This window comes from Sphingobacterium sp. DR205, from assembly GCF_011064245.1.
Lineage (GTDB): Bacteria > Bacteroidota > Bacteroidia > Sphingobacteriales > Sphingobacteriaceae > Sphingobacterium > Sphingobacterium athyrii.
Map to the genome: position 1 here is coordinate 1875292 of NZ_CP049333.1, position 25745 is coordinate 1901036.

The window sequence follows — 25745 nt, forward strand, 5'->3', positions numbered from 1 at the left end:
TTGTTATAAGCGTGCACTTACCATGGTATTTGGCAAGACTGATTTGATGTCGTAAATGACTGTATTTTCTTTGCAGAGCTTTGTAAGGTCGAGCTGTTTAAATTCCTGATGAGCAACGGCTATTAAAATTGCATCGTATTGTCTCTTTTTCGATTCCCCGTTCTGACAAATCACGCCATACTCTTGTTTAACTTGATCTGAATTGGCCCAAGGATCGTGAATGCAGACCTTTACTTTATATTCTTCTAACCTCCTAACTATGTCGATTACCTTTGTATTCCTTACATCGGGGCAATTTTCCTTAAAAGTAAATCCTAACACCAACACTTCTGCATCTATGATATGCGTGCCGTTATAGATCATTTGTTTAATAAGCTGATCTGCTACATAAGCTCCCATTCCATCGTTTACGCGACGCCCAGCCAAAATAATTTCAGGATGATAACCAACTTCTTGTGCTTTCTGTGCAAGGTAATACGGATCAACACCTATACAATGCCCACCTACCAGACCTGGTCTGAAATTCAGAAAATTCCACTTTGTACCTGCAGCAGTAAGCACTTCAGTGGTATCTATACCCAGCCTGTTAAAAATCATCGCTAATTCATTAACAAAGGCAATATTGATGTCTCTTTGTGCATTTTCTATAATCTTTGCTGCTTCTGCGACTTTTATTGATGAAGCTTTGTGGGTGCCTGCCCCAATTACAGATCTATAAAGATTGTCAATTTTAGTGGCCGTTTCAGGTGTAGAGCCCGAAGTTATTTTTAATATATTGGCAACTGTATGTTCCTTATCACCAGGGTTGATCCGTTCTGGCGAATATCCTACGAAAAAATCTTCGTTATAAACTAGTCCTGATTTTTCTGCTAAAATAGGAACACACTCATCTTCTGTCACACCAGGATATACAGTCGATTCATAAACAACAATATCTCCTTTTTTTAATACACTTGCTACTAGAGTGCTAGCCTTTATTAATGGCGTTAAATCTGGTCTATTATTTTTATCAACAGGTGTCGGAACGGTGACGATAAAAACTTTACAAGAATTTAATTTGTCTTTTTCGCTAGTGCAATACAGTCCATTTTGAACTGTACTGTAAAAAGTCAGCACTTTTTTGAGTTCTTCTTCACTTACCTCTAAAGTACAATCTTTGCCTTCGTTAAGTTCATCCACCCTTCGTTGAAGAATGTCAAAACCAATGACTTTATGCTTTTTGGCAAACTCTACTGCGAGTGGAAGTCCAACATACCCAAGGCCAATTATGGCTATACTTACGGGTTCTATCTCGTGCATAATGCTGTGTTTAAAGGTGAAGCTTTTATAAGATGATTAATCTCGATACAGGTTACCAATGCGCATTCTATATGGTCAAGCGACATCAGGACTGTTTTTCCTTGTACTTTGATTATTTTACCTTCATGATTGTAGAATAAGCCACTTTTAATTCTTACTCTATCACCAGGCGAAAGATCTTTTAGGTTAATTATTTCAAGGTTATTATATGTTTTCATCAGTTCCTTAAGCTGTTCAATTTCTGAATCCCTTATCACAGCCGGCTTCCCCATAAAATAGATATAGTTAACTACTCCAAGCGTATATCTGACCTTTGTAAGCTCTCTATCATCTATTTTAACAAAAACATAACCAGTAAAAAGTGGTACACTTACCATCTTTTTTCTATCCGCCCATTGGTTTTCTGTAGTTCTTAAGGGACAGAAAGTATCAATTCCCTGTTCCCGCAACAACCTATCAACCTTTTTTTCCCAACGAGGACGTACATAAATAACCAGCCAGTTTTTTTTAAGTTTTCTTTTGTAATTTAATGCCATTTCCATTGTCAGATTCGTTAAGAGGAAGTAAAAAAATGTGTTGTTTTATTAGACCCAATAGAGTTTTCCGGACATTGTGTAAATACTGGTTTGCTACTTTGGGGTGCAAGGCTTCGCCATATCACTTACAGTGATGAGCGTGTGTTTTGGTGAAGTAATTAGATAAAGGGTAAATTGGAGGCGGCTAAAATAATTATTTAAAGATCATTTATTTCAAATCAGGTGCAGCGTAAGTTTGTTTTTATGATAGTTATTGCTTTAAATATTGTAATAGATCTATTTTTTTCTTTTAAGAAGCGTGTTAGTTAGGCATGGCATATCCGTAGCCACCATAACCATACTTTTGGTTCTTTCCTCTTTTAGCGTCGTTAAATACTACCATTAGATTTTTAAGCTTATTTTCGTCGTTAATATCTTTCAGGATATCTAATTGATAGTTATTCGTGTAATTATATCTTACCAGGTAAATGCTTACATCTACATAAGGCGCTAAACTGAAAGCATCAGCTACTTGTCCAACAGGGGATGTATCTACAATTATATAGTCAAAGCGTTTTCTTAATTCACTTAGGAGTTCATCAACTCTGGAGCTCATTATCATTTCTGCTGGTTTTTTTGGAATTTCTGAACACCCAATTACACTGACGTTATCTGATAATAGACTGGGTTGGATAATATCATCTACAGAAATACACTCATCATCAAGATAATCTGTAACTCCTAGCGTTGATGATAATTTTAACTTTTTTAATAGTACGGGGCTCCTTAAATCAAGTTCTACAATAACAACTTTTTTATTAAGCATTCCTAATGTAGTCGCCAAATTGATGCTAAAAAATGTCTTTCCTTCCCCTTTCATACTTGATGTAACCAATATCATTTTATGACGTTGATTTGTCATAAAGCTTAAATTCATGCGTATGTACCTAAATAGCTCGGAAATAGTGGAGCGATGGTCTGTTTGAAAAACATTGGTATCTTTATCTAGATTGTGGGAAAGTTCACCTAGCAATTTTGCACCTGTAAGCTCAATTGTTCTGGCATCCCTCACTTTATTGTTAAAAAATCCCCTAACATAAATAAACCCTGCAGGTATTAAGCATCCGAAGACTAAACCACATAAATAAAGCATTTGTGCTTTTGGAGCAATAGGTACCGTATTATAAGCTGGTCTATCTATAACTTGTGATGTAGGTACAGTTGTAGACAATGATAATGCTGTTTCTTCACGTTTTTGCAACAAGTAATGGTATAACCCAGTTTTCACACTTTGATCTCTACTTCTTTCTAAAAGTCCTCTTTCTATTGTAGGGACAGATTTACTTTTACTATAGAATTGTGAATAATTTTTTTGTAAATTTTTGTTCTGAATATTAAACCCACTTTTAATTGACTTTAAGTTTTCCAGAATGTTGCTTTTTAAACTTGATAATTGCTCATTCAAATTTAAAACAAGAGGATTTTCAGCATTAGCTGTACGAAGCATTCTGTTTCTTTCTAACTGTAAATCATTAAACTTTCCAATCATTACATTTAGTATAGGATCTTCTATTCCCATGGCGCTTGGCGCTAAACTGCCTTGTGCCTGATTGCTTTGAAAATAAGTTTCTATAGATTTTACTAGGCCGAGCTTTACAACTGATTCCGCTAACAATTGATTGTATTCAACCGATCTTGTTGCATTTAATTGTGCATCTATACCGAAATCGGTCACTTGATTTTGTTGTTTGAAGTTCTCTACATCTTGTTCCGCTCCAGCGAGGTCATTTATTAAATATTTTAATCTGTCATCTATAAACTTAATTGTATTTTGAGCGATAATATTTTTATTGTTTACATTATTAATGTTATAGTTTTCAATAAGATTTGTTAAGATATCTAATCCCCGTTGCGGAATATTATCGTTCAAACTAATTGTAATAGTATTAGCATCTTTAACTACAGGAACTATATTCAACCTAGCTAAGCTATATGATTCTGTCAGTTTATACAGATCTTGAAATTGAATATTTATTTTTCCATATTCAGATTTAAAAGCAGGCCCTTTCTTTATTAGTATTGTATAGTTTTTATTTTTGATAGGTTGATTATAGTTTGCAATCATATTAATATTACCAACTGTTAAACGAAATTGGTTGTTGTTAATAGATGTAATTTCTATAGCTCTGGAATAAGCTCCTTTTTTCAATTCCTGTACTTCTACTTTAATAGGTAATGTATTACCGTATAACTCTTTTGTTTTAAAACCTACTTTCTGAAAGTATGATGTCTCAAGATTCAAATCTTTTAAAACTTTAGATATCAAATCTCTTGATCTGAAAATTTCAGTTTCATTTTCAACTGTTTTAGTGGTTTGGAACATGTTCAGATCGCTAAAAGCAGTGCCGTTAGACATAGAAGCACCCTCTTTATCGTCTTGTACTAACAATGTGCTACTAATTTTATAAACAGGAGGTGTTATGAACAAGAAGCCATAAACGAAAGCTATTGCTGTCGTAATGCTAATTAAAAAATAGGGCCAGTTTTTGGTAAAACTTTTCAAAGCTTCTGCAACATCTTTAGGGCCGTTTAAGTTCTTTTCTGCAAACATGATCTTATTCCTTAAGTAATTAATTTCTTAAAATGGCTGAAATCAGGACCGCAACTGCCGATATAGAGGCAATAACAATAGGCATAATTCTCGTGTTAGGGCTATACTCTATAGCTTTAGATTTATCCGGCTCCACATAAACTATATCGTTTTGCATCAGATTAAAAAAGTGGTCATTAAGCACATCTTCTTGGTTTAAATTCAACCTTTTCATTATTCTTTTCCCATTTTGCTCTCTAATGACTAATACGTTTTCTCGTTTACCATAAACCGTCATATCACCTGCCATACCAAGCGCCTCTAATAAATTAATATGATCGCCAGGTATGGTAAAGCTCGAGGGTTTATTTACTTCTCCGATTACGGTAATCTTAAAATTTAAAAGTTGTACTTCAACCATTGGTTCTTTGACATATTTAGCTAGTTTTTCTATTAATGCATCCTGGGTTTGTGTAATAGTCAAACCTTCCACTTTAATATTGCCTATTACGGGGAGAGTAATCGTTCCGTCTTTAGCTACTCTGTAACCTGTCGGTCCTTCATAGGTAGCTCCTGCTGCATTTTGGCGGTTAACCGTAAATAGCGTGTTTGATTCCGGGTTGAGACTATTTATATTTATCCTCAAAAGATCGTTTTGTTGTATTTTTATTGATTCGTCTCGTATCGTTTTCTCGGCGGTTTGCGGAGCTAAATTGCTGAAATAAGCCAACTCTCTTTTTTGCGCACATGAGCTAAAAGTGAGTATATATATAATAATTAACAGGTGTTTTGTTTTCATGATTTTATATCTTAAAATGTGCAAAACTTCTTCACAACTAAGTTATATAGAAAACTATCAATAATTTATGCGGCAGATTACTTTGTATTTAAAGTGTATAAATGGTATACCGGTTTTACAAGAGTTTACGGTTTTGTTCAACAGATTTAGCAGGAGTTGTAAAAAAAGTGAATTACTATATGTATAATACTTGTTTGTATTTAATGTGTGATGAATGTAATTTTTGTTGTATATCAATTTTAGAAAAGTTGTAAAACAGGAGATTTGTATTTCTCAGTTTAAACATTTTGATTTCTTTACAGTTTTAAACTACAGATAACCAAAAGAAAAATGCATATAGCAGATAGAATGGGGGAGGAGCCCGTCAGGTATTGTGCAGTCTTTATGGTGAGGTATATAAAGACGAGTACAAATCGGGCGTTATATCCTAAGCACGATCATAACCAAGTTTTAGTGACGTTAGTACATATAAGCTAACGGAAAAGATAAAAGGGATGTTTTTTTTAAGAAGATAGCGAATTAAGAAAGTTATTTGGGGTGTTGAGAGTGATTTTGATTTATTAGACACTCGTTATATTTTTCTAACAGAAGGATATATTTTCTTATCCAATAGTCAATCTTCTCATTATCTTTGGATGGGTTTTGTAAAGGATGCTGTTCTATTTCAGCGTCTGAACTTGAGCGAAAAACTTCGGGAAAATCAGAAGAAAAATCATAATTAGTATAAGAGCCAATTCTAACTAATATATCAAAAGGTAAAGTATCCTGCTCAAACCATTTGTATAATGTACACCTGCTAATCTTCATATATTTGGCCAGCTTACTTATATTATGACCTTGCTTTCTAATAATGGATTCTACAATATTACCTGCATGTTTTTGCGAAGAATCTTTTAAGGTAGCTCTGCTGCTTTCGGGATTTAAACCAACTTTAAAAAAATCCTTTTCCGATATGATAGCGTTCATAATTCTCTTAATTTTTAGGCCAAAATTAGTTTTCATGTAAATTTCCTTCAAATGTTCTTTATGTGAAATGATGCTTGTCAGGGTTTATAGTGACGATGGTCACATATTTTGATCGGTTTTAGTCGCTGAAACGTTATGTTTTTTAAGAAAAAATTGTCGCAAAGCAGAATTAGAAGTAGATTTATGAATTATCTTATACAGGTATTGACAAAAATGAATAATATTTTAATTATCGAAAATGATCTGGATTTACTGGGTAAATATTCGGATGTATTAAAAAAATCAGGGTATGAAGTAACAGCAGCATTTAATAGCGAAATAGGGATTAATCTAGCATTAAGTACACTTCCTAGTTTAATATTATGCAATACTGTGTTGTCAGATATAGATGGTTTTGGTGTATTATCTATATTGTCAAAAAATCCATCAACTACTAAAATACCCTTCGTCTTTTTAAATGCTTTATCGACTCCAGATATTGTAAAAAAAGGGATAGCATGTGGCGCTGATGATTTTGTCACCAAGCCATTTCAGGGCGATCAGCTTATTAGATCTGTAGAAGGTCGAATTAACAAGAATAACAATCATCCCCATAATGGTACAGGCTTGGAAAAACTGTTCGATCTTATTTCTCAATGCAAAATACGACATATCAAAAAGAAACAAACGTTGTATTACGAAAGCGATCATTCGCAATGGCTTTATCTATTGATCGAAGGTTGTATTAAAACTTTGAAACTAACAGACGATGGTCGACAAATGATTACAGGGTTGTTTAAACCAAACAGTTTTATTGGTTTGGATACTTTGTTGCTAGATGATCCTTGGCTTGAAAGTGCCGAAGCTACTCAGGATTCATCTCTTTATCTTATATCTAAAAGTGCAATTATTGACTTGTTAAACGAACATGTTGGACTTAATCAACACTTTATTAAAATATTATCAGCCAATTTACGCGAAAAAAAAGATCAACTCGTAGAGCTTGCTTATGAGTCTGTGAGAAAAAGACTTACACAAGTATTAGTTAGGTTAAATAAGAATGCAGTCCCAATAGACCAAATAGATATTTGTAGGGACGAACTTGCTGGACTTGCTGGTATCGCTACAGAAACGGTTAGTAGAATACTTACCGATTTTAGAGAAAGAGGATTAATAGAAAGAAATGGAAGTCAGATCCACATTTTGGATTTTGGCGGTTTAATAAAGATGAAAAGCTAAACAAACGGTTTACAGCCCTGTTTTCATCAGAACAATTATAATTACCTTCCCTAAAATGCCTGTATAAGGTGTTCTCTCCAAATCTTGAAAAATGTATATCATCAAATTATCTGTGAAGCATATTTTACGCTAAGGATCAGTGTTTTAACTGATAGCCATCATTGTGTCTGTATTATTCTAAAAGTAATTTTAGAAAAAAATGATGAGGATGTATGGAAAAAATTCTGGTAGCTACAGATCTTTCGGCTGGTTCTACCTCAGCTATTCATTTTGCCTATAAATTGTCACAGTTAAAAGGTGCTACTTTGATTATTGTGCATGTTTATCATCTTTTGAAACCCAAAAGCTGGAGACCTCATAGGTTTGAAAATTACCGTCAAGTCAGAAGAGATTTTATATTAACTAAGTTAAACAAGTTTTTAGATCGAATTTTTAGTAACATAGAAGCGCCTGCCGTCAATTTTGAGATCGATCTTCAGATGAATCCAAATACAGTGACCACTATTTTGAGATGCGTGTCCAAGCATAAATGTACCTGTATATGCCATGGTATTCAGGGGGGAGGGAGATTAAAAAAGACGATTGGTGCCTCAGCAAACAAATTAATTGCGAAATCTCCAGTTCCCGTGATTAGTGTGCCTAGTTTTTATAAGACAAAAACTATATATAGTATTTGTTACGCTTCAGATATGACTAATTATCAAAAGGAAATCAAGAAGATTGTAGCGTTTTTAAAAACACTTAATTTTGAAATTAAATTACTGCATATTGTCTCTCCACGAGAAATTATGCTTAAAGCTACGCTTTTAGAAGCGCGGTTGTTCAAAAGAATAGGAGTTGCGGTTAAGGTTAAATATGCTCTCAGAACCTCGACGAACACTTTAATTGAAGATATTGATCTTGCGGTTAGAAAAATAAGACCGTCTCTAGTTGTTTTTTTTATAAATAAATCTAAACATTATTTAAACCCAATACTTTCTGCTTCAACGACACACGAACTATCTCGCTTGAGAAAAATTCCGATATTAACTTATAAAAAGTAAATAAATCCCTAAGAGTATCATTCGACTTCGTGAGTTATGTTAAAATTTTGTTTTTAGAGGTTTGGATTTTGGAAAGCAAATCGCTTTTTGTATTTTGAGGACTCACGCTAGTATTTGTGGGATTTAACTTTAATATTAACGGTAAAAAGTATAGTTTGAAGTTTATAGGAGATATGAAATCGATATTGTTATTATCAATGCTGCTTTTCTCGGCAAAAGGATTTTGTCAAGACAGGAAAAATGTAATTTTGGAACTTGAAAAAAAATGGACTCAATTACTGGAAAGCAATGATACCACTGCTCTGAAAGAGATTTGGTCGGACGATTATGTAGTTAACAATGCAGCCGGAAAAATAGTCAATGTTCGAAATATATTGGATCTTATTAAATCTGGGCATCAGTTTCCTAAAGTAGAACGGAAGGTGGAAAAGATAACGTTTAACGATGACATAGCCACCGTAATGGGAGGCGAAGTAGAATATGGTGCTGGAGGGAAAATACGAAATCGGAGGTTTACCAATATTTGGAAAAACGATGGCGGACGCTGGAAACTTATTGCACGTCAGGCGATAGGAAACTAAGTTAGCCCACGGTTTGATATTTAAAGGGCGGCAATGTGAATGTGCTATATTTTGGCGCTAAAGGTGTCGAAACGGGCGGACAGCCACCACACCCAGATGATTATCCTTATTTACAAAATGCGTTAAACTATTGTGCAGGCAAGGGAAAATGTATCAGCCTTCCGGGGCGCAAATTCTATACTTCAAAAACACTCAGTGTACCACATGATAGCCTAGGAGGGGGCATTGTCAGCGAACAAGGTAGTAATTCCTATGTTAAATCCTGTATCGAATTGATGGCAAGCTCTACAGACCTATATACCATAAGAAACTACTCACAGGGAACCACATTTAAAGATGTGGCCATAAGGGGGCGATCGGTTAACATCGCAAATTCTGTAGCCGTACTGTTCAAAAGAGTCGATGAATATCCAAACTCAGGCGATCCATGGAAAGACGATCTGGAAAACAACATTGATGCAGTGATCCAAGGCTGTGACTTTGGCAATGCCGAGACCCATCTGGAATTTTGGGGACGTCAAGTTACTATTAAGCATAATACATTTAGCGGTGGTCATAATGCTATGGTATTTAAACAGTTTAATACTTTGGGCAAATATGGCGGCAGTGCCAGAGGTTATCGGATCTGGAACAATTTCTTCCATTCATTCGATAGCGGCAATGCCAATCGGGACAATTTTGCATTGATCAATAATAAGACAACAGACGGCTATGGATTTGATATCATCGGCAATTTTAGCGATAGTTTTAATACCTTTTTTATGGGTAATCTTGTCAATAGCCTTGTGACCGGCAATCTTGACTACACACTTTTAGGTTATTTTATTAAAGCGGGCAATATTATCAATAGCAATATTACGTCGAATAATGTCGATCACGCACAGCGCTATTCCGATACTGGGACCAATCCGCCTTACAATTCCAAAGGAGCAGTACATGCCGATAGGATAGATAAAACAATCATCAGCAACAATAATTTCACTACCAGCTCAGGATCTTCCATTTTGTCCGAGGGCGTAACGAATTCCAAGATTCAGGGCAATACTTTTAATCGATGGGGAGTAGCCACTGTGGCACCCGTTGCCTGTATTGTATTGGATTCTAGTGCGAATACTGTCTCCAAAAGCTATGGCAATGAAATCGATGGAAATACGTTTTATAACTCGCTGAAAGTTGGTGGGTATTTATTGGAATCAGGCACACTCGATACGAATAATTTCTGGGGAAACGGCAATCGTATCCGATTGGAGTCACAGGCGACTTTGACTGCTTTGTTCAATACCCCTAATTTTAAGTTGTCCCAGTCAATAAGTTTTAGGCGCAATTTAATCGCGGGAGAAAATATTGGCGATATGAATCAAGACACCTTTAGCATTTCCGGTTTATATAATATAACAAATGATACCATAGCCGCAAGTATTATCGGTCTTCCAACTGGTGCGGCAGTTGCTGGCACGTTGAAGGTTGAGGTTGCTAATCTTTATGCGACACGTTATTACATGCCGTTTAGGTCATCAGGTAACGAGAATATCTATATTCAGAAAATCTCCAATAATATTGCTGGTGAATGGTTAACTATGATAACATCCAAAAATGAAGCAAAGGTCGATACCTTTGGTGTAGTGAAACAATCTGGAGCGGTAGCTGATGTTGTTTCCCAAAATGCGACGGACTTACCCACGGCCTTAACTTTGGTCAATGAATTAAAAGCCCAGTTTAATTTAAAGCTGACATCTGATCGGGGAAGTGGACAACAGGCTTAGAATATATATAAGAGGTAGTCTCGTAAGTCAATTATGAGACTACCTCTATTTTCTTTACTTCGAATCCCCAGGTTTGTGCTTGTGCGGTTTTAGCTCTGGATGTTTGGGTTTCGTTTCGGGTGTAACCCGTCGTCTTTTGTCGGGTGTGCCATCAGGTTTGTTTGGCTTTGGTCCCGGTTTGATTGCTTTAATTGTTTCCATTTTAAAATGTTTTTATCTAAAATACAATTAGATGAAGAGAATCTTTTATGGTATCCCGTACCCTGTAAATTATAAACAATTATATCTTAGTTCGTGTCATTTTTGGATGAATTTAAGTTACCGTTATAGGCAACGTAAAGCACAATGTCTTGCACTAAAAGTTTCATAATAGGAACTTTGAAATATGATTGAAACATATCAAATGACCTTCAATATTCCGAGGGAATTACAAGGTAATGAAAGGAAATTAAGAGAGTATCTTGAAAATAGAGAAGAGTATATCGCAAAAAAACTTAATTGTTTCGGCGCATCCTTTAAAGATGTTATTATCCAATCAAATGATCGTTGTTGCGCTACATATAATTTGATTCATACAGAAGATTGGTGATTAGAACTAGGTGTAGAAAGCGGGAGTTAGAGTTCTTATGGTAGGTATAAATATTAATCTGCCAGAGTGGTGCAAAAGTAGGAACAAATAGTGATTTTTTAAAGTTCAAATGGTTAAAAATGATTATTTTATGACTGAATTGTTTGTACATAAAAATAAGGTAATATTTTATAATTTAAAGTTATCCACATTCGTAAATATCAGTATGTCAGATATTTAATTTTAATAACTCACGGTAAACGCATCCTATGACAAACTTTTGTTCAAAATGTGTAAAAGTCAAACTAGCGCTTCGCAAGAAAATCATTGATATTTGTTGTAGAAAGATAAAAGCCACAGTGCTAGTGTGGCTTAAAATCTTTGGGACAGGTCCAAGCCCGTCTTCATATTTTGGTTTTTCAAATGTAAATATTTACGCTAACTCGTAACAATTTATTTTGAAAAATGACAATTGGTTTGGCTCCCGTAATTTGATGAGTTTAGTGGCCTCTTAACTCATATTATTCAAAGATGATTCGAAAGAATACAACGGATCTTTCAAAACAAGGTTTTGGAGGAAATGGGAGGAGTCTGCATGCCAGAATTGCAGCAAGTTTGATGGTAGGATATTGTATAAAAGGAGGTTGTAATGAGATTGTCATGTAGACAACTAGATTTTGCCCAAGCGGATCCGAAAGGAATGGCGCAGGTCTTAAAACAGAACAACTTTATTAAAGGTGGTTTTAATAAGGTAACACACGAAGTATGTTTTTCACTTGCAAAAGGTATTGTTGATTATAATGAGGCAAAACGTCTTCTTGAGATAAGATTGCGAGATACTTTTAAAGACAATAAGGCAAATCGTCGGAGGAGAGAATTATGCCAAGTTGTATTGCATAATTTTTATACATTTCTAATACAAGAAGGACTCACTTGTATCCTCAACTACTCTGAGATTAATTTAAGATTGGAAGATGGGCATATGATTGGGGGACAGAGCTGCGCAATATTTAAAGATTTAGATGGAAATCCTGTCGGAGTTGTTTTGACAGATAGGGAGTTTGACTTTGGCAGTACTTTGCGATTGCCTATCGAACAGTATTGGATAGCGAGGAAAATGAAAGCAAGCAGTCTCTCCAAGGTGCGGGTATTTGTATATAATACAATTGATCATTCTTACCAGGCTATCTCGTTTTCTGATGAAAGAATTCAATTTGTATTGGAGAGGTCTAATGAGGTACTTACCAAAGTTGAATTGGAATTGCAGGAGATAGGATAGGATTAAAATAGAACCACTCGAGTTGGGGTGACTTTACAATTAAATTTATATTCATAAGCTTGTTTAGAAAATCAAGTAGACATTAAAATTGTTTTGGATAAAAACTGATATAAACTAATAAAAATACGAAAAAACGTAAAAAATAGGATTTATCAGATTTTGTAGTTACATTTGTATTGAAATAATACGGAAAATATGTTAATCAAGTTTGTAGTCGAAAATTTTAGGTCATTGAGAGATCGTATCGAATTAGATATGACTAAATCTGCATTAAGGGGGCATGATGGGAATTATTTCGAGATAGATGGCCGTAAACTTTTAGCATCAACAGTTATTTACGGCGCTAATGCTTCAGGGAAAAGTGGTTTTTTGAGGGCTTTTAAGGCATTAAGGCATATAGTGATCCGATCATCTTCTTATAAATTGGATAAAGCTATACCTCCTTATGAACCATTTCTGCTTGACGAAGATAATGAACGTAATCCAGTCAAATTTGAAATAGATTTTGTTTCAAATAATGTGCGATATGAGTATAAGGTATCTTATAATGAGAAAGAGATAGAGCTGGAGGAAATGAGTGTTTTGAACGGGAACTACAAGTCTCTTCTCTTTAGCCGTGAAAGGGGCAAAGATATGAGGTTTGGAGATAATTATCGTGGTGGTAAGAAGACTATAGAGCGTATGACTCTCTCCAACCAATTGTTCCTTTCTAAGGCAGTGGAGAATAATGTGGAGATATTATTGGACGCTTACCGATTCTTTGATAGTAATTTAAAAGTACTCCCAATGTTAGATGGGGCTGCTGAAGAAGACTTGAAACGTTTGTATGCTAGAAGGCTTGCCGAGGATTCAGATTCAGGTTTCTCTCGTAAGTTTAATGCACTAATATGTGCATTGGATACTGGTATTTCTGAAGTGTCAGCTGAAGAAACGAATGAGGAGTTATTTAAATTTCCTTCCAATATTCCCAATGATGTAAAGGAGAAGTTTTTAGACCGTTACAAATACGATATAAAAACATTTCATCCAATATACAAGAATGGAAAAATTGTTGGTCAGCGAGCTTTTGAAGTAGAAAATGAGTCTGCTGGTACAAAGAATCTTTTTGCTCTTGGAGGAATTATTATTGAAGCACTCGAATTGGGGCATGTTTTGGTTGTGGATGAACTAGAAAAGAATCTTCACCCCGACATAACTACATTTTTAATCAAGTTATTCCATCGTCCAGATATTAACAGAAATAATGCACAGTTAATATTCGCTACACATGATGTAACCCAATTGTCACATGATATATTTAGGCGTGATCAGGTTTGGTTTGTAGAGAAGGATGAATGCGGTTCTTCTACGATGTTTCGTTGTTCGGATATTGAAGGTGTGCGTGCAGATACCCCTTTGGATAAATGGTATATTGCTGGTCGTCTAGGAGCGACTCCTGTTATTAGGGATGAACGTTTTTTGGTTGAAATGCAAGGCGAATGAAGAGAAGGGTAGCATCAACAAGAAGAGTACTGATACTCTGTGAAGGGTTCACTGAAGAGGTTTATGCGAAATCTTTGCGTTCAGCGTATTTGCCACGGGATCTTCAGCGTGTCGTGAATGTTGATGTCGTTCGTCATAAAAAGAACGATCCATTAAACTTGATTGCTGAAGCAAAGGAAAGAGTGAGTCAGGCTAAGAAGGAAAAAGTTCCGTATAAGGATGTTTGGTTGTTTTTCGACCATGACAATTCTCCGCATCTACAGAAGGTATTTGAAGAGGTTGAAAGGAAGGGATTCAATTTAGCTTTTTCGGCGATAAGCATTGAGTATTGGTTTATTTTGCATTTTGAAGATTGTGGACGTTCATTTGCTAATGGTGATGAATGTCTAAAGTATCTTAAAAAGCATTGGGTGGATTATCATAAAACAAAGGTTAATCATTTTGAGCAATTGGGGGGCTATATCAATGATGCTATTGTTCGTGCCCAGAAATTGGAGAGGAGAAATGAAGGGGTTTCAGTCTTAGATCAACAGCCATATACCTCTGTTCATAAGCTTGTTGCTTTTTTTAAGGAACTGGGAGGGAAAGCCTGATATGTGGAAAACTTCCATCTTATTTGAAGATGAAGATGATTTAAAATTTAGTATTTTTGTTTGTAACTGATGGATTAATAATAAAATAATTAGTAGTATGAAAATGAGATATGGATAGATGTGGGAGGATGGTATAAAAAAAAAGAGCTAAGTCTTCGACCTCTTAGCTCTTTTGTATCATCCGTGGCTAGAAAGCCAAGACGAAAGTAATTGTTCTTTTATTTGAACGCAAAATAAAGCTTTTTGTTTTGCATAATCAAAATTTTTTGCGGAAAAACCGTAATTATACTTTCTCTTTCTAGTCACAGCCGGGGTTATACGCTGACCGGTTTCCTAAGTACAAATCACGTTATTTCTGGGATTAAATAATGCTTAAGCAGGATCGCTTTGATTATCTATATGGATTTTTTGCAAAAAGATATTCAATATGGTCTGGCATAAGCAAAGGTTAAAATTTCAATGCTTAAAAGATTATGGCAGGAAATGGAAAATCTGGCGACAATAGACGTCACGGATACGTCGGTGGGCGTACGCAGTCTCAAAATCCAACAACAGGATTGTGGACTAAGCGTGATACACAAACAGGACAATTTATGGATGTGAAAACATCTGGTGGTAAGTTTAAAGGAGTAAGGAGGGAGAAATAAAATGAAGTACATTAGTTACAATTTAGTGTCAGTTCTTTTGATTTTAATATCAGCATATATGATTTATGCGGATAAGGACTATTGGGGTTTGGTGATGCTTGCAGGTATACTCACCAGTGTTACACCTAGTTATACCAGCTCAAAGGAGAAAAGTAGTACAAGTAATAATAAGGAGGAAAGCGAGAAGGAGGTGACAGATGGCAACTGATAGAAGTAGTTACCTATGGGATGTATTGAGCTCCCATAAGGTAAGTAAAGAAGAGGGACTATTAGATAAGTTCAAAGAAAAGAGGGATACAATAAAGGACAGCCTCAAGGAACGATTTGGGGATAATTTATATTCTCCTTTTAATTCTGGCTCGTTTGCTAAGCATACAGCAATTAATCTCAAATTTGATTTCGATTTAATGGTTCCTTTTAAACGCAACGCCTTTAGTACATTGGAGGAAATGTATGAAGCGGTGTACGACTTTTTATATGAAGAATTTAATGGAGAGGCGCACGTTCGTAAACAAAAAGTATCTATTGGAATAGAATTCTTCCCTGACGTTGACGGAGAGGTAGTAAAAATAGATATAGTGCCAGGTAGAGAATTAAATCAAGGTCAGTACGAGGAGGATGAAAAGCTAAACTTATATGTGTATTCGCAATTTGGTAAGATTGCGCGAGGAAGTGACTATATCCGTTCTAATGTGCGCAAACAAGTCGACCATATAAGACAAAGCGGGGATGATCGTACGTCCGTTCGTAATATCATCAGGCTTTTAAAGGTTTGGAAGAAACATATAAACCAGAATTATCCTAAGTCATTTCTTATAGAGCTTATTGTTATAAAGGCGTTTGATAAGCTGACGATTGAAGGTGACCTTTGGGATAAATTACGTTCTGTTTTAGTATTTATTAAGGATAATATAGAATCAATTTCTCTTCCAGATCCGGGTAATACCAATAATGAAGTCGCTGATACATTAACAGATTATGAAAAACAAAGTCTTTCATCAGATTTTGCTTACCTGATTGAAAGAATTGATGAATCAAGCGATTTGATTAAACTTTATTTTCCAATCAATGAGAAGTTTCCTCCCGAGGAAACTTACGGCTCTAAGGGAAATTCTCGTTCTGTGCCTCCTCTTGTCAAATTTGGATAAGACATGGATCGGTTTGAACAAATAGGTTCTGCTTTAGAACAGATAGATGGAGTCGATATCTTAACTCCCTTTGAGGCCGAAGAATTTCGGCTCAAAGGGAATATAAGAATTTCGATCGAGGACGTTCAATTGGATTTCGTAGTTGAAATATTAGATTGCTATCCACTAAGTTTTCAAGGACAGGAAGCTATTCGATTTATCAATAAAGATTTGATCTCTTTCAATCACGTTAATAGTGACGGGTCAATTTGCTTACATACTCTACATAGCCCAGATATAACGCAAAAGATATCTTATGACATCGATTCTTTAAAACATTGGGTAAGAAAATATTACATTGAGAAAGACACAGATAAGCACTACGAGCATATCATTGTTCCCGTTGAATCAGGCACAGAAGGTGACGTGTTTCTGTTTACAGATGTAGACTACCTATTTAACGATGATGATTTCGGAATTTTTACTTATTCGACTATTAGCTCAAATATTGTGAAAGGAGAGCCTCAGCGGATATTACACTCAAATATTATAGTCGATTACCGAATTAAAAATAAAAAAGTCGCTACATGCAAGTGGGATACAGGTTTTGTTGATTTATATGCGAGGGAGAAGTCTGAAGGACTTTTTGTGTTTCTAAAAGAACCCCCAGTAGAAATGAGTCGTTTTGCGGTATCCGATTGGTCAGCTCTCGATGGATTCCTGCCATATTCATTCAAAGAATATTTGTATAATATACAACGAGCTTGGAAGCCGAACAATGGTAGTTATGTATCTCTTTTGTTAGGATACAGAATAGATGATATCAATATTCATTGGCAATCAATAAGGATTGATATGAACAAACCTCCTATCAAAGCTGATAGAATTCCTAAAACGAGGGTTTGGAATTACTTCAGCATACCTCAAGAAATCAAGTGGCAGCAAACTGATAATTGTTCCTATGATTTTTTCTTTGGAAGAGGCAAAATGAACGATCGATTAGCTAAAGCAAAAATTGCAGTATTAGGGGTGGGCGCGATCGGTAGCAACCTGGCAAAAACTTTGGTAAGGGGTGGTGCAACAAATTTGGCGATTATTGATCACGATATGAAAGAGGCTGGAAATATATGTAGATCGGAGTATTTGTTTGCAACTGGAGTGAATAAAAAGATTCATGAGTTGATGATGACGTTAAGGTCGATTTCTCCATTCGTTGCACTGAAATTTAATGAACAGTTATTAGATACAGCGAAACTTGGAATTGGTAACGACGAGTGGGCTAACTATCTCTGCGAAGCACTTTCTGATTTTGATCTAGTATTCGATTGTACGACGGATAATGATGTCGCATTTATGTTGAATAACCTCCCAATAAAAGCAGATGTTTTCAGCATTAGCATTACCAACCATGCCAAAGAGCTGGTTTGTGCTGTAAATCCAAATTTATATGGTGCAACAAATGCTATTTATGCTTTATTGAATAACGATATAGAAGATCTTTACAGCCCTACTGGATGTTGGAGTCCTACTTTTAAAGCGTCATACAACGATATTTCTGTACTTGTGCAATATGCTTTAAAGCAGATCAATTTAAATTATGAACGTGAAGTTAAGCAACGGTCTTTTTATCTCTCAACGGATAACAAAAATGGATTTGAAATTAAATTGCAGCAGCTGTGAAATTGGTAAATAAGGAAACCGGATTAAGGATTTTTATTGAACAGAGTTTAATAGATACGCTAGCGCGTTATGGACTTGATCAATATCCAAAAGAATTTGGAGGTGTGTTAGTCGGATATTATTCGGACGATAAAAGAACGGCGAATATCATCGACAGTATATTACCAATTGATTTTAAATCTACCGAAACAACCTTCGAAAGAGGTGTTGCAGGTCTAAAGGAGGCATTGGAGGACTATTACCATCAAAACCCTTCTTTGGTTTACATTGGAGAGTGGCATACACATCCTAATGTTGCTCCTGTTCCGAGTTATACGGATTATAATGCTATGAGAGTAATTGTAACTGCTGATAGTGTAAGTATAGATAACCCCGTCATGATTATTATCGGTCTTACAGAGAAATCAGCGGAATTTGCATTTTTCATTTATAAAGAGAATAAATTATATAAATATGAAATTATTTAGAATACTTTTGCTATTTCTGTTCACTATAACATGGTTACAGATGAGTTTAGCAAAGACTGGTCCAGAAATAAAAGCATTAGAGGAGCGGGTATCTAAGCTGGAGGGTTACAAAATAGATATTGCCACACAAGCAGATGCGCGCGCAGAAACTCTTAAAAACCAAGTTGAAAAAGACGTAAAAGATGGCTTAAAAGAGATTGAAGAATCAAAAGAGACTCTTGATTTATTAGTAAAATTGGGAATACCAATGACTATCGGCGGTTTTGCACTAGGTTATATTGCTCTACTTATTTACGCTAGAAAACTTGTCACGTCGCGAATTGCATCATTGATCGAAAAGAAAAGAGATGATATTATCCGCTTGGTAGAAACAGAAACATTCGATAATAAATTAAGGAATACCAAGAAAATTTTGGTCATAAGTGCAAACGAGGACGGAAGTGAAAAAATCGGTACATTTCTGAGTAAATTAAAATTTAAACATGTGCTTTGTAGAACTGTTGGAGGTTTTACCGAACTTCCTGATCATGATTTAATGGTTTTCAATATGCCGAATGGAGAGCTAAGTCAACAACAGGTTGATCAACTAATGGCTATGAATGATGAAGAGGATACTCATTATGTAGCCTATTCCAAAAAAAGGCTTGAATCCAACGATCGATTAAACTTTTCAAATTCGCCATTTACTCTATATCACAATATACTTTCTACATTAAAATATGCTGAGGTTGTGAAGTTAATTGAACAGGAAAATGGTTAATGAGGGTGCCGATCACTTAGTATTAAAATTCTTGCCTGTTGGGTGAAACGAACTGATTCAAAAGGAGTTTCCTACCCCTTCACGAGAATGGGAAACTCCTTGCGCTTAGCATAGGTTTAATGCCACTGACACATTGGAACTATATTTCAGCGACTTCAACAGTAATTAGTTCTGCTAGTTTCTCTACTATAATTTCCATCGATTCTTCGCTAGTGCTTAAACCATTTCTTGAACCCAATAATGGACTAACATCTCTTAGGTCCTCGAACGTTGTGTTATGGATAATTGGTACAAGTTGATCTCTAGCGAGTAAAGCAGAAAGCTCTTTATCTGCGACACCCTCACTTTGGACCCTTTTCAAAAAATTAGGCGTAACCAAAACAATTCCAATTTTTGATTTTACCAAGCCTTTATCAATTTCTCGAAGGAAATTTGTTCCTAATGGTATATCGTTTTCACTAAACCAGACTGATACTCCTTTAGATTTAAGTAAGTCACATAAATCTTTAGCTGATTCTTTCCTGTCATCCCAAGCGTGGCAGAGAAAAATGTCTCTAAGATCGGTTTTTTTTGCTCGTTGTTCTACAATTTCTCTAACTGGAGTTAAAGTTTTTATTTCTGCAGGAGTATAATAGATTAATGAGCCTGACTTCGACCATCTTGTTTTTTGTGTTCGCCCTTTACTACTGTTATAATTTCCGGATGATGAACTACGTATAGGATTAGAATAAGTATCGTTGTATGATGAGTACGAATAGGGACTGTAACTACGGTAGCGACTGCTACATGCGGGGCAAGCAGCTGCTCCACTCGCTGTGCGATGACCATATCTTGGTGCTGTGCATCTTGACATATTATTGTATTTATAATTAGTTTTATTTGTTAAATATTGTTAATAAATTCTTTTTTTATTAGAATGCTTCTTATCTTCGCAGACTGTTTGAGGCAATGATTTAGAATAATTCTAAACTTGAACGCTGTAAGCCTTGTTTAGAGTGTTAAGGTTTTAGTTGTTTTATCTATATCATATAAGTCTCCTTTTTTATAGTTTTCAAACTGTACTTTTATCAATTATATTGCCGTTTGTGATTTTCGGTAATTATTTGTATATACCATGACATTTGCTGTCATATTGTCTTTGATTTTATGGCAGTATTTGGTTTTTGTCTGTTTTTTTCGTTACACTTTTTTGTAATTCATAAAAGCAGTGAAGATAGTAGGGCTTATCTCAAATCTCAAAAAATTGTACCTTTAACCCTATGAACGCATTATCACACTTACCCCAACACAAACAGGACGAATTAGCTGAAATCGTGAAGATCATCTGTGAAGTAGCAAATCCGGCTAAGGTTATCTTATTTGGCAGTCACACATCTGATAAGTGGGTAGAAGATGAGTACGAGGAAAGGGGTGCGACTTATTCATACATCAGTGATTACGATATTTTGGTTGTGATATCTGATGGCGACAAAGATAGAGAGCATGATATTGCTAGCAAGATAGAAAACAGAACGCTGAAATATAAAAATGATGTAAGTCCGATTGTACATAGCTTTAACTATGTGAACAAAGGATTAGAGATGGGACAGTACTTCTTTAGGGATATCATCAAAGAAGGGATTGTTCTTTTTGATTCAGGAGAATTTATCTTTTCAGACTCTAAGCCTTTGAGTAGAGATGAAGAGAAGGAAGTTGCACTTCGAAGCTATGAGAAATGGGTTAAGAGCGGTTCTCGCTTTTTGAAAATTACAAAGAACTCTTTGAACGTAGCGTTGGAAGATGGAGATCCTCTGAATGAAATAATCTTTAACTTAAATCAAGCAGCCGAGAAACTTTATGGCGGACTGCTATTAGTGTATACCGGATACAAGCCCAAAACTCATAAATTAAAAGTATATAGGAAATACTCGAAGCATATTGATGAAAACCTAAATCAAATCTTTAAATATCCTATTGATGATAGTGAAGAATATAGATTGTTTGATGTTCTGAATAAGGCTTATTTGGATGCCCGTTATCAGGATGATTATTATATCGATCCTGAGGATTTGAAAAAATTAATAGGTAAAGTTGGTAAACTTGAAGATGTGGTTACAAGACTATGTAACGAACGTATCACGCAGCTTTAAAGAAGCTAGGATTTTCTGTCTTTTCTCAATGGCAAATGTTTGGGAATTCTGATCTTGAAGTCAAATATTTCCGTGGGTTGAGTTTCTAGGGCTTTACATACCGCGATAAAGCCACTTACTGACATGTTGTTACTTCCGCGTACGATTCGATAAACTTGGCTATAACTAAATCCAGTGCGATCTTGGATATCCTCAAGGGTAATTTCTTTTTTATTTGAAATAGCCCAAAGTCTTTCCCTAATAATTTCTAAATTTTCCTTGTCTATGTACTGTTCAGCCATAAACAAATAGACCTTTAAAATAGTAAATTTATTATACCAAATTTGGAATAATTACATTGTTTTTCTTATATTTGTATTATCATTCATTGGTAACAGCGTGAGAAACTGAAAACCAAGACGAATGAACATTATAAGCTTAAAAGAATACAGGAAATATTTAGATAGGGCCTCCCTTATTTATTTAAGGATATGGTCGCGTAGTTTCTCACGCTCAACCAATGAGCAAGGGAGGTTCCTTTTCTATCTATCATATATCAAGAGGACATTTTTTAAGGATCCATTGATTCTAAAAAAATGCCCTCCAGAATAGCTTTTATAGGTTGAGAATTACTTTGGGGATATGTTACATATCTAACCAAGGACTCATCCATATATCGGCTTCCGATTTTTACTAGTGTGCGTAGCGACCATTATGTTATTGACCTTGTTATAGAAATTTTTCACCGCACTAGAAGTACAGATAATTTTATTTTTTATTCGGTGGTTTGAGCTTGTCTCGGACTCGGTATTGTTTAATAAACAATTCAACAGAGGGATAGAAGCTGCTTGAACCACCATTAATACCTTAAAAAATGATAAATTTTTATAGGGGTGGAAGGGTACTTTCTATTCTATCAAATCTAAATTATTTTAAATATACGCAGGTATCGAAGCACTTACTGCTCTTGATTGCAACTTTAGTTTTTCAATGTTTATATTTTTCTTTTAAGGCATTGAAGAATACATCAATGCTCCTGACATGCATTGCTGTATTTCATATGTTTAGTTTATCAGCTCAGACGCCCCGCAAGGACAGTGGGGCCGATGGGTTGAAACAGGAACTATTACGTGGTACCGTGGTATCATCCCTCGATAGGGAACCTTTAGCCGGCGTATCGGTACGCATATCAGGCGAAAAAGGTAACGCCAAAACTGATAAAAATGGGAATTTTACAATTCCGGTTTCAAGCCGTAAAGGAGCAGTAGCACTTTCTCATATCGGCTATAACGACCAATTAGTCGATTATCAAGTAGATATCAAGCTTAATATCACCCTTTTTCTCAAAGAGAATACGCTGGATGAGGTGGAAGTGGTGAGCACCGGATTACAGCAGATTCCCAAGGAAAGGGCTGCGGGAAGCTTTGAATTCGTAGATAACAAGCTGTTGAATCGCAAGGTATCCATGGATTTTATATCGAGGTTGGAAGATGTAGTGCCCAGTATCTCGACGGTAAAAATGCTCGATGAGAACCGGGGTAAATTTCCCAATATCAATGTCAGGGGGCGGAGCTCAATCAGCTCTAACATCTGGCCTCTGATCGTAGTAGACGGATTTCCTTATAGCGGTAATTTCAATAACATCAACCCCAATGATATCGAAAATATCTCCATATTAAAAGATGCTTCTGCCTCATCCATTTGGGGTGCCCAGTCGGGAAATGGTGTGATTATCATCACAACCAAGAAAGCAAAACGAAATGAACCTTTTAGGGTATCTGTCAATGCAAATACCACCGTTGAAAATAAACCTGACCTCTACTATTTCCCGCAGATGAGTACCTCGGATTTCATTGATGTGGAGCTGATGCTTTTTGAAAAGGGATTTTACAACAGCCGTATGTATGACCGGATGTATACAATGACGCCTGTGGTGCAACTGCTCAAAGATCGTCAGGAAGGCAAATTGACGGATGCTCAGCTGACCGATAAAATAAATGCGCTGCGGGCGATAGATATGCGGGATGATTTTTCCAAGTACATCTATCGCAAAGCCGTAAAACAGCAGTATAATGTGCAGTTGGCAGGTGGTGGACAAAAACTGAGCAATATTTTCTCGGCAGGTTTTGATAAAAACCGAGGGGCGGTGGTTACCAATTCGTCCGATAGACTTTCTTTCCGTAACCAGACGGCGTACAAACCCATAGATCGCTTGGAGCTCAACCTGAGTACACAGTACACACAGTATACCACCAAGGATGCTATGGTGCCGATCAAATACAATGAAATGGGAGCTGGCTATGGCAACTATCCCTATATGCGCCTGGCAGATGAAAACGGTAATCCACTAGAGGTAGAGACTGTGGGACTGAGCCGCGACTTTAGGGATACCGTGGCTGGCGGAAGACTGCTCGACTGGAATTACAGGCCGCTTGCCGAACTGTACGAAACACAGATCAAGGATAATACAAAGGAGATCATGTTTTCATTTGGAGCAAACTATCAGATACTGCCCGAGCTAAGGCTTTCGCTGCTCTATAATTTTAGAAAAGCGGATACCAAACAAGAAAATTGGCGGGGGATTGGTAGTATGCACCAACGCGATGAGATCAACTATTTCGCATCATGGGACAAGCAGTCCGTCACATGGAACTATCCGGTCGGCGACTACCTCTATATCTTAAATGGTAGCAGCGATGCACAGCAGGGGAGGGTACAGCTGGACTACAACCGTAAATTTACGGACGCCCACGAAGTTAATGTATTGCTGGGCGGCGAGATCCGTCAAGATCATTCGACAGCCCACTCATCGGTATTCTTTGGCTATGACCCTACGACGCTGTCCTATCAGGAAGCGGACCTTGTGCATGATCACCCTTATCTTAATGGGATCCTGGGTGTCCGTAAAATCAATAATTACCCACAGTTAGCTGAGGTAACCAATCGCTTTACATCTTACTTTGCCAATGCTTCTTATACCTTTAAACAACGGTATATCTTTAATTCCAGCATGCGCAAGGATGCCTCCAACCTGTTTGGCGTCAGTGCCAATGATCGGGGCAAGCCATTTTGGTCCATAGGTGCCGCGTGGTTACTTTCCAATGAAAGCTTTATGACCGATGGTCCCTTTTCTACACTCAGGTTGCGCATGACCTATGGTAAAAATGGGAATGTAAACAATGCCACATCGGCTTATCCGATTATGCTACGGTCTACCCAAAATCACTTTTTGACGGGATTGCCCCAGGCAAGTATGCAAAGCCCGCCAAATCCCGATCTGAGATGGGAGACGGTGGGGATGTTTAACTTAGGGATGGATTTTAGTCTTAAGGGTGGCCGCCTGAGCGGTTCGGCAGAATTTTATATCAAAACGCCAAAAGATCTGATTTCGGCTACGCAGATAGACCCGACTACAGGTTTTGCATCGCTTAATGTGAACAGTGCCAATCTCAAAGCCAAAGGGATAGATCTTTCTATCCATTCAGTCAATATCAGTGCTACAGATTTTTCGTGGCGTTCGGATCTTGCTTTTTCCTATAACCGCACCAAGGTGACAAAATCGTATCTGGCCGATCAGCTTGGGCGCTACTACCGCTCGGGGGCGTATTCTATGAATGTCACACCGATCGAAGGGGCTGACCTCAATAGCATCATCAGTTACAAATGGGCGGGGCTGGATCCACAGACGGGCAAGCCGCGGGGCTATGAAAACGGAGAGATTTCCACCAATTATACGTCCATCGTAAATGGTACATTGCTGGCAGATATGCAGAATTCAGGTTCGGCATTGCCGCTTTACTTTGGATCATTGCGGAATAGCTTTACATACAAAAACTGGGACTGTTCGTTCAATATAAGCTTTCAGTTGGGGCACAAGTTTATGCGCAAGTCTATTAACTATTCCACCTTGGTGGCCAACAATGTAGGGCATGCTGACTATGCCAGGCGATGGCAGAAACCCGGGGACGAAAAAATAACGGATGTACCTGTGTTTACCTATCCGGCCAATGCGCAGGAGGCGAATTTCTATATGTATTCTGCCGCCCTGGTGTCGCCGGCAGATCAGATCAAATGGCGCGATATTCAGATCGGCTATTCACCCAAAAACCGCTGGCTAAAAGATCTGCGGGTGTATGCCTACGCGGCCAATATCATGTCCATATGGCGGGCAAACAAATTGGGAATAGACCCGGAATTTGGGAATAATCCACCCGACCCCTTTGCCGGATCATTAGGACTTAGTTTTTCTTTTTAACACGA

22 protein-coding genes are annotated in these 25745 nt (G+C 36.7%); 15 read left to right on the plus strand and 7 right to left on the minus strand.

Annotated features, from left to right (window positions below; all coding sequences use genetic code 11):
• Window positions 1–3 precede the first annotated feature (3 nt).
• The 5 genes from tviB to G6053_RS07915 all read right to left on the minus strand — a co-directional run bounded on the left by tviB (window position 4) and on the right by G6053_RS07915 (window position 6169).
• Window positions 4–1299: a Vi polysaccharide biosynthesis UDP-N-acetylglucosamine C-6 dehydrogenase TviB gene (gene tviB / locus G6053_RS07895; protein WP_165306081.1), complete on the minus strand. Its 1296-nt coding sequence runs from the start codon at window positions 1297–1299 to the stop codon at window positions 4–6.
• Window positions 1287–1841: a UpxY family transcription antiterminator gene (locus G6053_RS07900; RefSeq protein WP_165306082.1), complete on the minus strand. Its 555-nt coding sequence runs from the start codon at window positions 1839–1841 to the stop codon at window positions 1287–1289. The genes tviB and G6053_RS07900 overlap by 13 nt, the downstream gene beginning before the upstream one ends.
• Window positions 1842–2136: 295 nt before the next feature.
• Window positions 2137–4425, minus strand: a complete 2289-nt coding sequence (locus tag G6053_RS07905; protein WP_165306083.1) for a tyrosine-protein kinase family protein — start codon at window positions 4423–4425, stop codon at window positions 2137–2139.
• A gap of 19 nt (window positions 4426–4444) precedes the next feature.
• Window positions 4445–5203, minus strand: coding sequence for a polysaccharide biosynthesis/export family protein (locus G6053_RS07910; protein WP_165306084.1), 759 nt, complete (start codon window positions 5201–5203; stop codon window positions 4445–4447).
• 528 nt (window positions 5204–5731) lie between these two features.
• Complete coding sequence (locus tag G6053_RS07915; RefSeq protein WP_165306085.1) at window positions 5732–6169, minus strand: hypothetical protein; 438 nt, start codon at window positions 6167–6169, stop codon at window positions 5732–5734.
• Between the two features lie 183 nt (window positions 6170–6352).
• Here G6053_RS07915 and G6053_RS07920 point away from each other — a divergent pair, with 183 nt between their 5' ends.
• From G6053_RS07920 to G6053_RS07980, 13 genes are all read left to right on the plus strand, one after another.
• Window positions 6353–7387, plus strand: a complete 1035-nt coding sequence (locus G6053_RS07920) for a cyclic nucleotide-binding domain-containing protein (RefSeq protein WP_206531890.1) — start codon at window positions 6353–6355, stop codon at window positions 7385–7387.
• A 212-nt stretch (window positions 7388–7599) separates the two neighbouring features.
• Window positions 7600–8430: a universal stress protein gene (locus tag G6053_RS07925; protein WP_165306087.1), complete on the plus strand. Its 831-nt coding sequence runs from the start codon at window positions 7600–7602 to the stop codon at window positions 8428–8430.
• A 173-nt stretch (window positions 8431–8603) separates the two neighbouring features.
• Window positions 8604–9011 (plus strand): nuclear transport factor 2 family protein, encoded by a 408-nt coding sequence (locus G6053_RS07930; protein ID WP_206531891.1) that lies wholly within the window; start codon window positions 8604–8606, stop codon window positions 9009–9011.
• Between the two features lie 35 nt (window positions 9012–9046).
• Window positions 9047–10774, plus strand: a complete 1728-nt coding sequence (locus tag G6053_RS07935; RefSeq protein ID WP_165306089.1) for a NosD domain-containing protein — start codon at window positions 9047–9049, stop codon at window positions 10772–10774.
• Between the two features lie 1217 nt (window positions 10775–11991).
• The gene (locus G6053_RS07940) at window positions 11992–12621 is read left to right on the plus strand and encodes a hypothetical protein (RefSeq protein WP_165306090.1); all 630 of its coding nucleotides are present in this window, start codon (window positions 11992–11994) and stop codon (window positions 12619–12621) included.
• Between the two features lie 195 nt (window positions 12622–12816).
• Window positions 12817–14103, plus strand: coding sequence for an ATP-binding protein (locus G6053_RS07945; RefSeq protein ID WP_165306091.1), 1287 nt, complete (start codon window positions 12817–12819; stop codon window positions 14101–14103).
• Window positions 14100–14696 (plus strand): RloB family protein, encoded by a 597-nt coding sequence (locus G6053_RS07950; RefSeq protein ID WP_165306092.1) that lies wholly within the window; start codon window positions 14100–14102, stop codon window positions 14694–14696. The genes G6053_RS07945 and G6053_RS07950 overlap by 4 nt, the downstream gene beginning before the upstream one ends.
• Window positions 14697–15169: 473 nt before the next feature.
• Window positions 15170–15343 (plus strand): hypothetical protein, encoded by a 174-nt coding sequence (locus G6053_RS07955; RefSeq protein ID WP_165306093.1) that lies wholly within the window; start codon window positions 15170–15172, stop codon window positions 15341–15343.
• A gap of 1 nt (window position 15344) precedes the next feature.
• Window positions 15345–15551 carry a hypothetical protein gene (locus tag G6053_RS07960; RefSeq protein WP_165306094.1) on the plus strand — a complete coding sequence of 69 codons (207 nt, stop codon included), beginning with the start codon at window positions 15345–15347 and terminating at the stop codon, window positions 15549–15551.
• A complete protein-coding gene (locus G6053_RS07965; RefSeq protein ID WP_165306095.1) occupies window positions 15541–16491 on the plus strand; it encodes a nucleotidyltransferase in 951 nt (316 codons plus the stop codon). The genes G6053_RS07960 and G6053_RS07965 overlap by 11 nt, the downstream gene beginning before the upstream one ends.
• Window positions 16492–16494: 3 nt before the next feature.
• Window positions 16495–18150, plus strand: a complete 1656-nt coding sequence (locus G6053_RS07970; protein WP_165306096.1) for a ThiF family adenylyltransferase — start codon at window positions 16495–16497, stop codon at window positions 18148–18150.
• The gene (locus tag G6053_RS07975; RefSeq protein WP_206531892.1) at window positions 18147–18617 is read left to right on the plus strand and encodes a Mov34/MPN/PAD-1 family protein; all 471 of its coding nucleotides are present in this window, start codon (window positions 18147–18149) and stop codon (window positions 18615–18617) included. Before G6053_RS07970 ends, G6053_RS07975 begins: the two co-directional genes overlap by 4 nt.
• Window positions 18618–18657: 40 nt before the next feature.
• A complete protein-coding gene (locus G6053_RS07980; RefSeq protein WP_165306097.1) occupies window positions 18658–19377 on the plus strand; it encodes an NARF domain-containing protein in 720 nt (239 codons plus the stop codon).
• Window positions 19378–19516: 139 nt separating this feature from the next.
• On the opposite strand, the gene G6053_RS07985 is transcribed toward G6053_RS07980, so the two are convergent.
• Window positions 19517–20230 (minus strand): toll/interleukin-1 receptor domain-containing protein, encoded by a 714-nt coding sequence (locus G6053_RS07985; RefSeq protein WP_165306098.1) that lies wholly within the window; start codon window positions 20228–20230, stop codon window positions 19517–19519.
• Window positions 20231–20636: 406 nt separating this feature from the next.
• Here G6053_RS07985 and G6053_RS07990 point away from each other — a divergent pair, with 406 nt between their 5' ends.
• Window positions 20637–21506, plus strand: coding sequence for a HEPN domain-containing protein (locus G6053_RS07990; protein ID WP_165306099.1), 870 nt, complete (start codon window positions 20637–20639; stop codon window positions 21504–21506).
• Between the two features lie 5 nt (window positions 21507–21511).
• Here G6053_RS07990 and G6053_RS07995 read toward each other — a convergent pair whose 3' ends face one another.
• The gene (locus G6053_RS07995; protein WP_165306100.1) at window positions 21512–21787 is read right to left on the minus strand and encodes a helix-turn-helix transcriptional regulator; all 276 of its coding nucleotides are present in this window, start codon (window positions 21785–21787) and stop codon (window positions 21512–21514) included.
• 572 nt (window positions 21788–22359) lie between these two features.
• Between G6053_RS07995 and G6053_RS08000 the strand changes: the two genes are divergently transcribed.
• A complete protein-coding gene (locus G6053_RS08000; RefSeq protein ID WP_165306101.1) occupies window positions 22360–25740 on the plus strand; it encodes a SusC/RagA family TonB-linked outer membrane protein in 3381 nt (1126 codons plus the stop codon).
• Window positions 25741–25745: the final 5 nt, after the last annotated feature.

Bases quoted from the DNA above. Each gene is read 5' to 3' on its own strand.
- G6053_RS07980 (WP_165306097.1), top strand. From the start codon at position 18,658: ATGAGTTTAGCAAAGACTGGTCCAGAAATAAAAGCATTAGAGGAGCGG.
- G6053_RS07920 (WP_206531890.1), top strand. From the start codon at position 6,353: ATGAATTATCTTATACAGGTATTGACAAAAATGAATAATATTTTAATT.
- G6053_RS07925 (WP_165306087.1), top strand. From the start codon at position 7,600: ATGGAAAAAATTCTGGTAGCTACAGATCTTTCGGCTGGTTCTACCTCA.
- G6053_RS07950 (WP_165306092.1), top strand. From the start codon at position 14,100: ATGAAGAGAAGGGTAGCATCAACAAGAAGAGTACTGATACTCTGTGAA.
- G6053_RS08000 (WP_165306101.1), top strand. From the start codon at position 22,360: ATGATAAATTTTTATAGGGGTGGAAGGGTACTTTCTATTCTATCAAAT.
- G6053_RS07995 (WP_165306100.1), bottom strand. From the start codon at position 21,787: ATGGCTGAACAGTACATAGACAAGGAAAATTTAGAAATTATTAGGGAA.
- G6053_RS07955 (WP_165306093.1), top strand. From the start codon at position 15,170: ATGGCAGGAAATGGAAAATCTGGCGACAATAGACGTCACGGATACGTC.
- G6053_RS07930 (WP_206531891.1), top strand. From the start codon at position 8,604: ATGAAATCGATATTGTTATTATCAATGCTGCTTTTCTCGGCAAAAGGA.
- G6053_RS07945 (WP_165306091.1), top strand. From the start codon at position 12,817: ATGTTAATCAAGTTTGTAGTCGAAAATTTTAGGTCATTGAGAGATCGT.
- G6053_RS07985 (WP_165306098.1), bottom strand. From the start codon at position 20,230: ATGTCAAGATGCACAGCACCAAGATATGGTCATCGCACAGCGAGTGGA.
- tviB (WP_165306081.1), bottom strand. From the start codon at position 1,299: ATGCACGAGATAGAACCCGTAAGTATAGCCATAATTGGCCTTGGGTAT.
- G6053_RS07970 (WP_165306096.1), top strand. From the start codon at position 16,495: ATGGATCGGTTTGAACAAATAGGTTCTGCTTTAGAACAGATAGATGGA.
- G6053_RS07905 (WP_165306083.1), bottom strand. From the start codon at position 4,425: ATGTTTGCAGAAAAGAACTTAAACGGCCCTAAAGATGTTGCAGAAGCT.
- G6053_RS07900 (WP_165306082.1), bottom strand. From the start codon at position 1,841: ATGGAAATGGCATTAAATTACAAAAGAAAACTTAAAAAAAACTGGCTG.
- G6053_RS07965 (WP_165306095.1), top strand. From the start codon at position 15,541: ATGGCAACTGATAGAAGTAGTTACCTATGGGATGTATTGAGCTCCCAT.
- G6053_RS07910 (WP_165306084.1), bottom strand. From the start codon at position 5,203: ATGAAAACAAAACACCTGTTAATTATTATATATATACTCACTTTTAGC.
- G6053_RS07960 (WP_165306094.1), top strand. From the start codon at position 15,345: ATGAAGTACATTAGTTACAATTTAGTGTCAGTTCTTTTGATTTTAATA.
- G6053_RS07915 (WP_165306085.1), bottom strand. From the start codon at position 6,169: ATGAACGCTATCATATCGGAAAAGGATTTTTTTAAAGTTGGTTTAAAT.
- G6053_RS07990 (WP_165306099.1), top strand. From the start codon at position 20,637: ATGAACGCATTATCACACTTACCCCAACACAAACAGGACGAATTAGCT.
- G6053_RS07940 (WP_165306090.1), top strand. From the start codon at position 11,992: ATGAGATTGTCATGTAGACAACTAGATTTTGCCCAAGCGGATCCGAAA.